The sequence below is a fragment of the Microbacterium sp. CPCC 204701 genome, assembly GCF_004010105.1.
Classification (GTDB): Bacteria; Actinomycetota; Actinomycetes; order Actinomycetales; family Microbacteriaceae; genus Microbacterium.
The window spans coordinates 1-13,500 of record NZ_RRYE01000052.1; the positions used below are offsets into that span (position 1 = coordinate 1).

Here is a 13,500-nt window from a genome sequence, read left to right on the forward strand (position 1 = left end):
GGTGCGGGCGCGAGGTCGGCAGACGTCGTGCCGCGGAACCCGTGCTCGGCCTCCGCTCCGCCGGTCTCGACGCCCGCAGCCTCGGCCTGCTGGCCGTCGCCGCACAGCAGCGTGACCGCCTGCCCCAGTGCGATGAGCGCCCGCCCGACCCGCTCGCGTTCGGCGGGATCGGTCGCAGGGAGGTCTGCGCCGGAGGCCTGGTCGCCGCCTGGTGCGGGCAGGCCTGCGAGCTCGTCGAACTCCCTCGCCAGCTCCGACAGCGATCGCCCCGCGGCCGGCGACCCCGGGTCGATGAACGAGCCCCACGCATCGGAGGCGACGCACAGCAGATCCGAGACGCGCAGTCCGCACGCGTCGGCGCGACGTGCCAGTGCGTCGGCGAGGCTGCGGTGCGGCATGCTCTCGCCCTCCCCGAACCCGGCGTCGCAGTACACGATCCCCGCGACCGCGTCGGCGTCCGGAAGCCGGCACACCATGCCGATCACGGTGGAGGCGACGCGGTCCACCGCCCCGGCGTCGTGCGGAAGGTCGAAGCGCATCGCGCCGAGACTGCGCGATCCGCGGAACGGGATCACCACGAGACTCTGCGCGGGGTGGTATCCGAGGAGGCGGGGAACGAAGGACAGGAACTGCGCGGCATCCGCGGCTTTCACGATCGTGCTGGTCATGGTGAACGACTCTCGCCGTCGGCGGGGCGTGCGAGCCGTTCTCCACAGGGGAGCGTCGCCGGCTCGCCGCATCGGTCGCCTGGGGAGGAGCCGCCGCGGGATGCGAGCCCGCTCCCACCGCGTATCCTGGAGCACATGGACGATTACTGGGTCGCAGTCGTGTGGACGCTGCTTCCGACCGTGGTCGTCAGCGCGCTCTTCTTCTTCATCCTGCGCAGCGTGATCTTCGCCGACCGCAACGAGCGGCGGCAGTACGCCAAGATCGAGGCCCAGGAGCGCGCGAAGCGCGGGCTTCCGGCCCAGACACCCGCCGCGGCGTCCGCATCCTCCGCCTCCGCATCCGAGTCGTGACGGTGGTGCCCAGTACGCTGGGCACACGCAGTCGGGGGAACGCGGAGGAGACAGGGTGATCACCATCACGTTCGATGCGACGTGGTGGGTCGTGGTCGTCTTCGTCGTCGATCTCGCCATCCGCATCGCGGCGATCATCATCGTGCCGCGCAACCGCCGGCCGACGGCGGCGATGGCGTGGCTGCTGGCGATCTACTTCATCCCGATCATCGGCGTCTTCCTGTTCCTGCTGATCGGCAATCCGCGGCTGCCGCGCACGCGCCGTCGCAAGCAGGCGCGCATCAACGACTACATCCACGACACCAGCGCGTCGCTCGATTTCGGCACCCTCCGCCCGCACGCGCCGCAGTGGTTCACATCACTCGTCACGCTCAACCGCAACCTGGGTGCGATGCCCCTCGCCGGCGACAACGCGGCGCACATCATCTCGGACTACCAGGAGAGCCTCGACGCGATGGCGGACGCCATCCGCCAGGCCGAGCGCTACGTGCACATCGAGTTCTACATCTTCCAGGCGGATGCCGCGACCGACAACCTCTTCCGCGCTCTCGAAGAGGTCGCCGCCCGGGGCGTGACGGTGCGCGTGCTGCTCGACCACTGGGCCAACCGCGGCAAGCCGAAGTACCGCAGCACGCTCAGGCGCCTCGACGCGATGGGGGCGCAGTGGCGCCTCATGCTCCCGGTGCAGCCGTTCAAGGGCAAATACCAGCGGCCCGACCTGCGCAACCATCGCAAGCTCCTCGTCATCGACGGACGCGTGGCGTTCACCGGCTCGCAGAACATCACCGACTCGACGTACAACCTCAAGAAGAACATCCGCCGAGGCCTGCACTGGGTCGACCTCATGGCGCGCATCGAGGGCCCGGTCGTGGCATCGGTCAACGCGGTCTTCCTCAGCGACTGGTACAGCGAGACCGACGAGGTGCTCACCGACGAGATCGACCTGTTCGATGTCAAAGCGGGCCCCGGCGACCTGGACTGTCAGATCGTGCCGTCCGGTCCCGGCTTCGAGTTCGAGAACAACCTCAAGCTCTTCGCCGCGCTTCTGTACGCCGCGAACAGGCAGATCATCGTGGTGAGCCCGTACTTCGTGCCCGACGAGGCGCTGCTGCTGGCGATCACGACGGCGTGCCAGCGCGGCATCCACGTCGAGCTGTTCGTGTCGGAGGAAGGCGATCAGGCGATCGTCTACCACGCGCAGCGCAGCTACTACGAGGCGCTGCTGCGTGCCGGCGTGAAGATCTGGATGTACGAGAAGCCCTTCATCCTCCACACCAAGAGCCTCACGATCGACGACGAGGTCGCGATCATCGGCTCGAGCAACATGGACATGCGCTCGTTCGGTCTCAACATGGAGATCTCGCTGCTCGTTCGCGGCGAGGAGTTCGTGCGCGAGATGCGCGATGTCGAAGACACCTATCGGTCGCTCTCGCGCGAGCTGACACTCGACGAGTGGGAAAAGCAGCCGCTGCGCTCGACCGTGCTCGACAACCTCGCGCGGCTCACGTCGGCACTGCAGTAGGGCGTTCTCCCGGCGAATCGTGACTTCCACGTGATCGGCGTGATGAGATTCAGAGCCGATCTGCGGCACCATGAAGGTGGACGGATGCCGCGCGCTCGGGCATCCGCGTTCTCGAGGAGGCCCCCATGACCGCTCGTTCCCGTTCACTCGCCGCAGGGTTGGGTCTGGCGCTGCTGGCAGCCGGAATCCTGACCGGGTGCGCAACGCCCGCAGGATCGGGCCCGTCGCCGTCCGCGACGACGGACGACTCGATGCCGGATTCGGACGTGTCGGCGGCCTGGCTCGACAACGGACGCATGGTGGGAGTGGTCACTCTCGGCTCGTCCACGTGCGTGCCCACCGCGGGCGATGTCGCGTTCGCGGACGGCGTGCTGCAGGTCGAGCTCGTCGAGCCGCAGCAAGCCACCGCGTGCACCCACGACCTGGTGCCCCGGGCCACGATCGTCGCGCTGCCGGAGGGCGTCGACCCGACGCAGGAGCTCGAGATCCGCGTGACCGGAGAGGGTTACCAGGGAGACACCGATCTCGATGGCGTCGCTGGACTCGACCCCAGCAGTGAGACCGACTACCTCCCGAGCGCGGGCTGGGCCGACGACGGACAGTTGGTCATCCTGTCGTGGGGCTCGTCGTCGTGTGCGCCGACACTCGAGTCGGCCGAGGTCACCTCGCCGACCGAAGTCACGGTGACCTTCGCCGCACTGCCCGCCGACCAGGTCTGCACGATGGACATGGCGCCGCGCGGCGCTGTCGCCCAGGTGCCCGACGACTCCGCGCTCGACGACGACGCCGAGGTGTTGGCGATCCTCACCGGCGGCGAGTTCGACAACGTCCGCGTTCCCATCATCGGCCACGACTGACTCGGTGGTTGACGGATGCCGCGGCCCGCGGCATCCGTCATCCCTCTGCGGCTGGGCGGGACGGCGGGCGCGGCAGCTTGCTGCAACCGCGGCATTTCGCGCCGGTTGCGCTGCACATTCCTGCAACCGCACTGTCGCGCGACGCAGCCCGTGCAGGAAACTGCAGCGCGACCCCGCGGCTGCTCAGTCGGCGCGCACGAGCAGATCGCCGATCTCGCAGTCGAGCGCGCGGCAGATGGCCGAGAGCGTCGAGTAGCGGATCGCGCGAGCCCGGTCGTTCTTGAGGATCGACAGGTTCACGACCGAGACCCCCACGAGCTCCGACAGGCGCGTGAGGGTCATGCCGCGCGCTTCGAGGAGCTCGTCGAGCCGGCAGTGGACCCCGCTCGGACCCTCGTCGTCGGCCGGGCTCACACCAGGGCCTCCGTGTCCTGCTGCATGCGAGTGCCGATCTGGAACGCGGCCGCGACGAGCGCAAGCCCGAAAGCCCAGCCGATCGGGGCGAGGTCGAGGGTCAGTGACATCGCCAGTCCCTCGTACGGCCCGTCGCCCTTGTCGCCGGCCGTGATCACCCGAGGGCCGAGGAATTCGATGGTCGCGCCACGGGCCAGGAACGCCATGGCCTGGGAGCCGAGACCGCCGACCATCACCGCGATTGCGGCGACGCCGACGACGTTCGGCAGCGACCGCACGAAGGGGCGCCCGCGCAGCAGGCCGATCGCGAGCCAGGCCGTCGCAACGCCGATCGCGAGCGCAGCCAGGATCGGGAGCGCCACTTCGAGGTAGAGCAACCACCTGGCTCCGACCGGCAGTCCTGTCACGTCCAGCCATGCGCTCTCGTAGCCCGCGTCGACGACGGCGCTCGACCTCTCCGCGAACGTGGGCGCCGCGACGCTTCCGATCGTGAACCCGCGGACGTGGGACGGGTCGGATGCGAAGGTCTGGATGCCGGATGCGGTCAGCGCCGCGATGCTGCCGGCCGCGACGAGCAGGGCGCCGGTCCCGACGAGCGCGACCACCCATTCCTCCAGACGCGACAGCCCGCCAGCCTGCCGAGTGCGGCGGCTTCGCACCACCACGCCGACCACGGTCGTCGCGACGACGATCGGCAGCACGACCCACATCACCATGAAGCCCCACTGCGACCACCACATCACGCACACCCCATATCGATAAACGTTGGTATCGAAAAACGATAACCAGGCGAATGCCTCGGCGCAAGGCATCCGTCGCCTGTCGAGCCCGACGGGGTCGCGCTATGCCCACGGCGAACACGGCCATGCGTTCCCGGCGGCGTCGTTACCCTCGATGTAAGGCGCCAGAAGTGCATCACCGCACTCCGTGCACCCCGGAGGAAAAGACGATGTTCGAGAGATTCACCGACCGTGCCCGTCGTGTGGTCGTCCTCGCCCAAGAAGAGGCGAAGATGCTGAACCACAACTACATCGGCACCGAGCACATCCTGCTCGGGCTCATCCACGAGGGCGAGGGCGTCGCCGCCAAGGCCCTCGAGAGTCTCGGCATCTCGCTCGACGCCGTGCGCGAGCAGGTGCAGGACATCATCGGCCAGGGGCAGCAGCAGCCGACCGGCCACATCCCGTTCACCCCCCGTGCCAAGAAGGTGCTCGAGCTGTCGCTTCGCGAGGCGTTGCAGCTCGGCCACAACTACATCGGCACGGAGCACATTCTTTTGGGCCTCATCCGCGAGGGCGAGGGCGTCGCCGCACAGGTGCTCGTGAAGCTGGGCGCCGACCTGAACAAGGTGCGCCAGCAGGTCATCCAGCTGCTGAGCGGCTACCAGGGCAAGGAGCCCGCGGGCGTCGCCACCGGCGCGGGGGAGCAGACCCAGGGAAGCACCCAGGGAGGTTCTCAGGTGCTCGACCAGTTCGGCCGCAACCTGACGCAGGCCGCGCGCGACAACAAGCTCGACCCGGTGATCGGGCGCGAGAAGGAGATCGAGCGCGTCATGCAGATCCTGTCGCGCCGCTCCAAGAACAACCCGGTGCTGATCGGCGAGCCGGGCGTCGGCAAGACAGCTGTCGTCGAGGGGCTCGCTCAGGCGATCGTCAAGGGCGACGTGCCCGAGACGCTCAAAGACAAGCAGCTGTACTCGCTCGACCTCGGCTCGCTCATCGCCGGTTCCCGCTACCGCGGTGACTTCGAGGAGCGGCTGAAGAAGGTCACGAAAGAGATCCGCACGCGCGGTGACATCATCGTCTTCATCGACGAGATCCACACCCTCGTGGGTGCGGGTGCCGCCGAGGGCGCGATCGACGCGGCCTCGATCCTCAAGCCCCTGCTCGCCCGCGGCGAGCTGCAGACGATCGGTGCGACGACCCTCGACGAGTACCGCAAGCACTTCGAGAAGGATGCCGCGCTCGAGCGCCGCTTCCAGCCGATCCAGGTCGCCGAGCCGAGCCTGCCGCACGCGATCAACATCCTGAAGGGGCTGCGCGACCGCTACGAGGCGCACCACAAGGTGCAGATCACCGACGGCGCGATCGTGGCCGCGGCGAACCTCGCCGACCGGTACATCTCGGACCGCTTCCTGCCCGACAAGGCGATCGACCTGATCGACGAGGCCGGCGCGCGCCTGCGCCTGTCGATCCTGTCGAGCCCGCCCGAGCTGCGCGAGTTCGACGACAAGATCGCCAAGGTCCGGCAAGACAAGGAGCAGGCCTCCGAGGACCAGGACTTCGAGAAGGCCGCAGGCCTTCGGGACGAGGAGAAGTCACTCCTCGCCGAGCGCCTGCGCCTCGAGAAGCAGTGGCGTTCGGGCGACGTCGCCACCCACGCGGTGGTCGACGAGGGCCTGATCGCCGAGGTGCTCGCCCAGGCCACCGGCATCCCGGTCTTCAAGCTGACCGAGGAGGAGTCGAGCCGCCTCGTCTTCATGGAGAAGGCGCTGCACCAGCGCGTCATCGGCCAGGAGGAGGCGATCGCCGCCCTGTCGAAGACGATCCGCCGACAGCGCGCGGGCCTCAAGGACCCCAAGCGCCCGTCCGGCTCGTTCATCTTCGCCGGCCCCACCGGCGTCGGAAAGACCGAGCTCGCCAAGGCGCTCGCCGAGTTCCTGTTCGACGACGAGGCCGCGCTGATCTCGCTCGACATGTCGGAGTTCGGTGAGAAGCACACCGTCTCGCGTCTGTTCGGCGCCCCTCCCGGGTTCGTCGGCTTCGAAGAGGGCGGCCAGCTCACCGAGAAGGTGCGTCGCAAGCCGTTCTCGGTCGTGCTGTTCGACGAGATCGAGAAGGCGCACCCCGACATCTTCAACTCGCTGCTGCAGATCCTCGAAGAGGGTCGCCTCACCGACGGTCAGGGGCGCGTGGTCGACTTCAAGAACACCGTGATCATCATGACGACCAACCTCGGCTCGTCGGCGATCGCCGGCGGCCCGGTGGGCTTCCAGGTCGAGGGCGATCAGGGCACGACCTACGACCGGATGAAGGGCAAGGTCAACGAAGAGCTCAAGCGCAACTTCAAGCCCGAGTTCCTCAACCGCGTCGACGACATCATCGTGTTCCCGCAGCTGTCCAAGCCCGAGCTGGTGCAGATCGTGGACCTGTTCACCAAGCGCCTCGCCGAGCGCCTGCTCGACCGCGACATGACGATCGAGCTGTCGCAGGCCGCGAAGGAGAAGCTGATCGAGATCGGCTTCGACCCGGCACTGGGCGCCCGGCCGCTGCGCCGTGCGATGCAGCGCGAGGTCGAGGACCGCCTTTCGGAGAAGATCCTCCACGGTGAGCTCGAGGCGGGCGACCACGTGAAGGTGGATGCCGAGAACGGCGAGTTCGTGTTCGAGAACGGCCCGCGCGGCGAGAAGGTGGCCGTCGGCGTCGCCTCACGCGGCGAGATCAGCGCGACGCCCGATCTCGCAGCGGGCGCGTAACCAGCAGACGAAGGGCGGATGCCCGCGGCCCCGTGCCGCGGCATCGCCCTCTGCGTACCTCCGGCAAGCCGGCTTCTCGTGCGGGGGGCGTCAAACGGCCGGGCTCGAACGGGGTTGGATGGGCCCGGGCGGCCTGATCCGGGCGATCGAGCCCGGCGCTTCGACGACGGCCGCCTCGGGCGGCGCTCTACGCTGGACGGGTGACCTCTTCGCCTGCTCCCGCGCCGATCACGGTGCGGCCGGCGCGCACGCGCGACGTCCGTGGAATCCAGGAGATGCTCGAGCCCTTGGTGCAGCGGCGGATCCTGCTGGGCAAGGACCTCGTCGTACTGTACGAGGCGACCCAGCAGTTCGTCGTGGCAGAGGACGTCGACGGCAACCTCATCGGCTGCGGCGCCCTGCACGTGATGTGGGAGGACCTCGGTGAGATCCGCACGCTCATCGTCGTGGACGAGTGGCTGCACCACGGCGTCGGGCGCGCGATCGTCGAGGCGCTCGAGCAGAACGCCAGGACGCTCGGACTCTCTCGCCTGTTCTGCCTCACGTTCGAGGTCGAGTTCTTCCGGCGCCGTGGCTTCGCGCCGATCGGTGAGCAGGTGGTCGACCCCGACGTGTACTCGCAGCTGATCCGCTCACCCGACGAGGGCGTCGCCGAGTTCCTCGACCTCGCGCACGTCAAGCCGAACACGCTCGGCAACACCCGCATGCTCAAGCACCTCTGAGGTGCAGGTCCGCGGGCGCCGGCCGGCTCAGTCGAACAGCTCGCTGAGCCAGTGCTCCTTCTTCTTCCTGCGGTGGTAGCCCTGGTCGTAGCCGGACTGGGCGTAGCTCGGATCGTACGACTGCGGCGCGGGGTAGCGCGGGTCGGGCTGTCCGCCGTACGCGGGCTGCCCGCCGTAAGCGGGAGCCGCGGGAGCCGCCGGAGCCGGAGCAGCGGGTGCCTGCCCAGCCTCGCGCGCTGCGCGCTCGAGGATCTTGTCGAGCTCGCCACGGTCGAGCCACACGCCGCGGCACGTCGGGCAGTAGTCGATCTCGACGCCGGAGCGTTCGCTCATGACGAGCACGGAACCATCGGTGGGGCAGTTCATAGGGTCCTCCTGGGGTCGATCCGACGATAGCGACTCGGCCTTTCGATCGACTGAGAGACGGCTTCGGCCGGGCGCGCCGACCGGGAGCGACGGATGCCGGGGCCTACTCTTTTCTCATGACCGGCATGCCCGTCCGACGGCGCCATTCCCCGGCGGTGTATCGCCGTCGGCGCCTCGTGCTGCTGATCGCGGTGCTCGCGATCGCCGCCGTCGTGTGGCTGCTCATCGCGCAGCCGTGGGCCGGGTCGGCGTCGGAGCAGCCCGCGGACGAGATGCCGCAGGCACAGAGCACCGCCGACTCGCTGCCCGTGCCGTCGGGTGGCACGCCGAACCCGGAGTCGACCGGCGAGGTGGAGGGCTCGGTCGTCGAGGGGACCACGACGCAGACGCCGTCGCCCACGCCGACCGCGCAGCCGTGTGTCGCGAGCGACGTCTCGGTCGAGGCCGTCACGAGCCAGGACTCGTACACCGGTGACGAGGCCCCGCAGTTCTTCATCAAGCTCACCAACAACGGCGCCGATTGCACTCTGAACGTCGGCACCAGCGCGCAGTCGTTCACGGTCATGAGCGGGAGCGACGTGTGGTGGCGCTCGACGGACTGTCAGAGCGAGCCGAGCGACATGGTCGTGCTGCTGGGTGCCGGGCAGACTGTGTCGAGTGCCGCTCCTCTCACATGGGATCGCACGCGCTCGTCCGTCGACACGTGCGCGGATCAGACGCGCCCGCAGGCCCCGAGCGGAGGCGCCTCGTACCACCTGTCTGTCGAGATCGGCGGCATCCCGTCGACCACGTCGAAGCAGTTCCTGCTGTACTGACCCCACCGAAGGGGCCCGGCGGCCGGCTGGCACGCCGCACCTCTGTCCCCCGAAGGGGGGACAGACGTGCGCGATGCGCCGGCGTATCGTGGGCCTCAGCTCCCGCGGAAGCACACTCGAAAGCCTGTCCCCAAACAGTTGTCTCGGCCCCAGCGAGCGCCTTTCTGAGTTTCCGCGGTGAGCGATGGGCCCTCTCGAGCCGCCCCCAGGCAGCGCGAGGGGGCCGTGTGTGCGAGGCCGAGACGCCTCCCCAGTGCCTCGCCTCGGCCTCGCTGCCCCCAGCCTCAGTGCTTGTCGCCCCCGAACACCTCGTTCTCCATCGAGTCGTAGCCCTCCGCCTGCGGGTCGCCGTGCACGCCTCCCGAGATCGCGTACTCCTCCTCCGGCGACAGCACCAGCCGGTGCCGGAAGACCAGCGCGAAGCCGACCAGCAGGATCACGTATACGACCGCGATCGCGATGATCGCGGGCAGGAACGTCGGGTTCAGGAGGAACCCGACGAAGATCAGCAGAGCGATCGCGGCGGCGATGACGGCGCCGGTGATGCCCCACGGGCTGCGGTACGGGCGGTCGACGTTCGGCAGCTTCTTGCGCAGGATGATGAACGACACCATCTGCAGGAAGTACGCGAGCACCGCACCCCACACCGCGATGTTGAGCACGATCGCCCCCGCGACGCTGCCCGACCCACCCGTGAACTCGATGATCAGCAGCGCGACGAAGCCGATCACCGCGCCGACGACGAGGGCGACCCACGGCGTCTTGCGCCTTCCTGTGAGCGACAGGAACTGCGGGTAGTACCCCGCGCGCGACAGCGAGTACATGTTGCGGCCGTAGGCGAACATGATGCCCTGCAGCGACGCGAGGAGCCCGACGAGGGCGAACAATGCGAGCACCGCGGCGAGCCCGTCGCCGACGATGGCGCGGAAGCCGTCGAGCAGGGGCTCGGCCGCGACGCCGGTCGCCTCCGCGCCGAGCACGCCGGTGTTGAGGAACAGCACGAGCAGACCCGTGACGATGAGGGTGCCGCGCGCCCAGAACCCGGCACGCGGGATGTCGCGGACGGGGTCATGCGACTCCTCCGCCGCCAGCGGCAGCTCCTCGATGCCGAGGAAGAACCACATCGCGAACGGGAGGGCGAACAGGATCGGCAGCACGCCGTGCGGCAGGAACTCGGTCTGGCCCGGGTCGGGGGCGATGTCCCACAGGTTCGCCCACTGGAACGCGCCCGAGAAGAGCGCCATCGCCGAGAACACCAGGATGATCGCGATCGAGATCACCGAGACGACGATCGCGAAGGTGAACGAGATGCTGGCGCCGGCGGCGTTGAGTGCGATGAAGACGGCGTAGAGGATGATCCACCACACCCATCCCGGCAGCGACACTCCGAGCAGCTCCGACGTGATCGCGTCGGCGTACGAGGCCGAGAAGAAGACGATGACCGCGGTGGTCGCGACGTACTCGATCGTCTCGGCCGCTCCGGTGATGAGGCCGCCCCACGGCCCCATCGCCGAGCGGGCGAACGAGTAGGCGCCTCCGGTGTGCGGCATCGCCGCGGCCATCTCGCCGATCGAGAAGATCATCCCGTAGTACATGGCGACGAGGATGACGAAGGCGATGAGCATGCCGCCGAATCCGGCGAAGTCGATGCCGAAGTTCCAACCCGAGAAGTCGCCCGAGATGACGGCCGCGACTGCGAGGCCCCACAGACCCCATACGCCCGCCGCGCGCTTCAGCCCCCGCTTTTCGAAGTAGCCCTCGCCTGCGCGGGTATAGGTCGCTCCGGAGACCTTGGCGGAGCTGGCGCTCGACGCCCGTGAGGCGGGTTCCGGGGTGGATGCTGCACTGCTCGTTTGGGACATCGGTCCTCCGTGGCTTCGGATACGGACGTGCACTCGGGGGCGGCGCGACGGTGCGCCTCCGCCGATTGTGATGCCTATTGGTGGGCTCTGTCTACCTTTGGCCGCGATTTCCTGGCTAGAGTGATCCCGTGAGCGCGGTCCGGGGGGAACCGCGCTCACGATTCTGATGACGGCGACACCAGGAGGACGGATGCCGGGCACCCTCTCGGTCGAGCAGCTCGACGCGGCGATCGCCGCAGGCGAGATCGACACCGTCATCGTGGCCTTCGCCGACGCGCAGGGCCGGCTCGTCGGCAAGCGCGTCTCGGCGCGCCTCTTCCAGGAGGAGGTGCTGCCGCACGGCGCCGAGGCCTGCAACTACCTGCTGTCGGTCGACGTCGACATGAACACCGTCGACGGCTACGCCATGTCGAGCTGGGAGACGGGCTACGGCGACATGATGCTGCGTCCCGACCCGGCGACGCTGCGCCTGGTGCCGTGGCATCCCGGATCGGCCCTGGTGATGGCCGACCTGACGTGGGAGAACGGCGATCCCGTCGCGCAGTCGCCGCGCGACATCCTGAACCGCCAGCGCGCGCGCCTCGCCGACCGTGGCCTCGTGCCCTACGCCGGCACCGAACTCGAGTTCATCGTCTTCGACGACACGTACCGGGATGCCTGGGCCAAGGGCTACCGCGGACTCGCACCGTCGACCGATTACAACGTCGACTACGACCTGCTCGCGTCGGGGCGGCTCGAGCCGCTGCTGCGCGACATCCGCGTGTCGATGGATGCGGCTGGCTTCTACACCGAGGGCGTCAAGGGCGAGTGCAATCTCGGCCAGCAGGAGATTGCCTTCCGCTACGCCGAGGCGCTCGAGACGGCCGACCAGCACGTCATCTACAAGGCCGGCGCCAAGACGATCGCCGACCACCACGGCAAGTCGCTGACGTTCATGGCGAAGTTCAACGAGCGCGAGGGCAACAGCTGCCACATCCACCTCTCGGTGCGGTCGGACGACGGCGAGCCGGTCATGGCAGGCGACGGTCCCCACGGCTTCAGCCCGCTCATGGAGCACTGGATCGCCGGCATCCTCGCGACGCTGCGCGAGTTCACCCTGCTGTATGCGCCGACGATCAACTCCTACAAGCGGTTCACGAAGGGCTCCTTCGCCCCGACCGGGATCGCGTGGGGGCTCGACAACCGCACGTGCGCACTGCGGGTGATCGGGCGCGGCCAGTCGCTGCGCGTCGAGAACCGGGTGCCCGGCGGCGACGTCAACCCGTACCTCGCCATCGCGGGGATCATCGCGGGCGGCCTGCACGGCATCGAGCACGAGCTGCCGCTGCCCGACCGCCTCGAGGGCAACGCGTACACGTCGGGCGTCGACCATCTGCCGACGACGCTGCGCGAGTCCGCGCGGCTCTTCGACGAGTCGGCCATCGCTCGCGCCGCCTTCGGCGACGACATGGTCGAGCACTACCTGAACCAGGCGCGCATCGAGGTCGAGGCCTTCGACGCGGCCGTGACCGATTGGGAGAGGGTCCGTGGTTTCGAGCGGCTCTGACTCGGCGTCCGACGTGCGACGCCCCGTCATCGGCCTGACGACGTATCTCGAGCGGGCGAGGCAGGGCGTGTGGGACGTGCGTGCCGCGTTCCTGCCGCAGCAGTACTTCGACTCGATCACCGTGTCGGGGGGCATCGCGGTGCTGCTGCCGCCTCAGCCCGATCCCGCCGTCGCGGCCGGCGTTGTGCTCGACGGCCTCGACGGCCTCATCCTCACCGGCGGGCTCGACGTCGACCCGGCACTGTACGGTGCCGAGCGGCATCCGCTCACCGACCCTGCCCGCCCGGATCGCGATGCGTGGGAGCTCGCCCTGTTCCGCGGCGCGGAGGAGCGACGGATGCCGGTGCTCGCGATCTGCCGCGGGCTCCAGCTGGTCAACGTCGCGCGCGGTGGCACGCTCCACCAGCACCTTCCCGAGGCGCTCGGCACCGAGCGTTACCGCATCGGCGGCGGAGTCTTCGCCGAGAACGAGGTGATCGTCGACGACGGCTCCCGGCTCGCGGACCTCATCGGTCCGGGGGCTTTTGAGGTGCACAGCTACCACCACCAGGGCATCGAACGCCTCGGTGACGGGTTGATCGTCACGGCGCGCGCCGACGACGGCCTCGTGCAGGCGTTCGAGTCGAACGGTGCCGGCTTCGTCGTCGGCGTGCAGTGGCATCCCGAGGAGAACCGCGAGGACCGTCGGCTCTTCGCGGGGCTCGTGGCCGAGGCGTCCGCGTACTCCGAGGCGAAACGCGTCGAACCGACGAACGAGCAGGTGACGGCATGACCTCGACGTTCACACTGATCGATCCGGCGACGGCGCAGCCGATCCGCGAGGTCGCGCGCGCGGATCTCGTCGAGGTCGACGCCGCAGTGTCTCGGGCGGTGGTCGCGCAGCGGTCGTGGGCGGCGCTGCC

13 protein-coding genes are annotated in these 13,500 nt (G+C 68.9%); 8 read left to right on the top strand and 5 right to left on the bottom strand.

The annotated features are described in order from the left end of the window. On the bottom strand, positions 1-668 hold a 668-nt coding region (locus tag EIO58_RS05635), incomplete at its 3' end, for a DUF4192 family protein (protein ID WP_127818684.1). Between the two features lie 135 nt (positions 669-803). On the opposite strand from EIO58_RS05635, the gene EIO58_RS05640 reads away from it, so the two are divergent. The 3 genes from EIO58_RS05640 (at position 804) to EIO58_RS05650 (ending at position 3,398) form a co-directional block, all read left to right on the top strand. Continuing rightward, entirely contained in the window at positions 804-1,019 is a 216-nt protein-coding gene (locus tag EIO58_RS05640; protein WP_127818685.1) for a hypothetical protein, read from the top strand. Between the two features lie 55 nt (positions 1,020-1,074). Continuing rightward, positions 1,075-2,541, top strand: coding sequence for a cardiolipin synthase (gene cls / locus EIO58_RS05645; RefSeq protein WP_127818686.1), 1,467 nt, complete (start codon positions 1,075-1,077; stop codon positions 2,539-2,541). A 125-nt stretch (positions 2,542-2,666) separates the two neighbouring features. Further along, a complete protein-coding gene (locus tag EIO58_RS05650; protein ID WP_127818687.1) occupies positions 2,667-3,398 on the top strand; it encodes a hypothetical protein in 732 nt (243 codons plus the stop codon). A gap of 183 nt (positions 3,399-3,581) precedes the next feature. Here the strand turns inward: EIO58_RS05650 and EIO58_RS05655 are convergent, their stop codons facing one another. Continuing rightward, on the bottom strand, positions 3,582-3,812 hold the full coding sequence (locus tag EIO58_RS05655) for a helix-turn-helix domain-containing protein (RefSeq protein ID WP_127818688.1): 231 nt from the start codon (positions 3,810-3,812) through the stop codon (positions 3,582-3,584). After that, positions 3,809-4,552, bottom strand: coding sequence for a hypothetical protein (locus EIO58_RS05660; protein ID WP_446723902.1), 744 nt, complete (start codon positions 4,550-4,552; stop codon positions 3,809-3,811). The genes EIO58_RS05655 and EIO58_RS05660 overlap by 4 nt, the downstream gene beginning before the upstream one ends. A gap of 209 nt (positions 4,553-4,761) precedes the next feature. Here EIO58_RS05660 and EIO58_RS05665 point away from each other — a divergent pair, with 209 nt between their 5' ends. Further along, entirely contained in the window at positions 4,762-7,287 is a 2,526-nt protein-coding gene (locus EIO58_RS05665; RefSeq protein ID WP_127818690.1) for an ATP-dependent Clp protease ATP-binding subunit, read from the top strand. Positions 7,288-7,487: 200 nt separating this feature from the next. Further along, positions 7,488-8,009, top strand: coding sequence for an amino-acid N-acetyltransferase (locus tag EIO58_RS05670; protein ID WP_205789149.1), 522 nt, complete (start codon positions 7,488-7,490; stop codon positions 8,007-8,009). Positions 8,010-8,036: 27 nt separating this feature from the next. Here EIO58_RS05670 and EIO58_RS05675 read toward each other — a convergent pair whose 3' ends face one another. Then, positions 8,037-8,375 carry a TFIIB-type zinc ribbon-containing protein gene (locus EIO58_RS05675; RefSeq protein WP_127818691.1) on the bottom strand — a complete coding sequence of 113 codons (339 nt, stop codon included), beginning with the start codon at positions 8,373-8,375 and terminating at the stop codon, positions 8,037-8,039. Between the two features lie 116 nt (positions 8,376-8,491). Here EIO58_RS05675 and EIO58_RS05680 point away from each other — a divergent pair, with 116 nt between their 5' ends. Continuing rightward, on the top strand, positions 8,492-9,190 hold the full coding sequence (locus EIO58_RS05680) for a hypothetical protein (protein WP_205789150.1): 699 nt from the start codon (positions 8,492-8,494) through the stop codon (positions 9,188-9,190). Positions 9,191-9,474: 284 nt separating this feature from the next. On the opposite strand, the gene EIO58_RS05685 is transcribed toward EIO58_RS05680, so the two are convergent. Continuing rightward, positions 9,475-11,052, bottom strand: a complete 1,578-nt coding sequence (locus EIO58_RS05685) for an amino acid permease (RefSeq protein ID WP_127818692.1) — start codon at positions 11,050-11,052, stop codon at positions 9,475-9,477. Between the two features lie 190 nt (positions 11,053-11,242). Here EIO58_RS05685 and EIO58_RS05690 point away from each other — a divergent pair, with 190 nt between their 5' ends. Next, the gene (locus EIO58_RS05690; protein WP_127818693.1) at positions 11,243-12,598 is read left to right on the top strand and encodes a glutamine synthetase family protein; all 1,356 of its coding nucleotides are present in this window, start codon (positions 11,243-11,245) and stop codon (positions 12,596-12,598) included. Beyond that, positions 12,579-13,370: a gamma-glutamyl-gamma-aminobutyrate hydrolase family protein gene (locus tag EIO58_RS05695; protein ID WP_127818694.1), complete on the top strand. Its 792-nt coding sequence runs from the start codon at positions 12,579-12,581 to the stop codon at positions 13,368-13,370. The genes EIO58_RS05690 and EIO58_RS05695 overlap by 20 nt, the downstream gene beginning before the upstream one ends. The last annotated feature ends 130 nt before the right edge of the window (positions 13,371-13,500 follow it).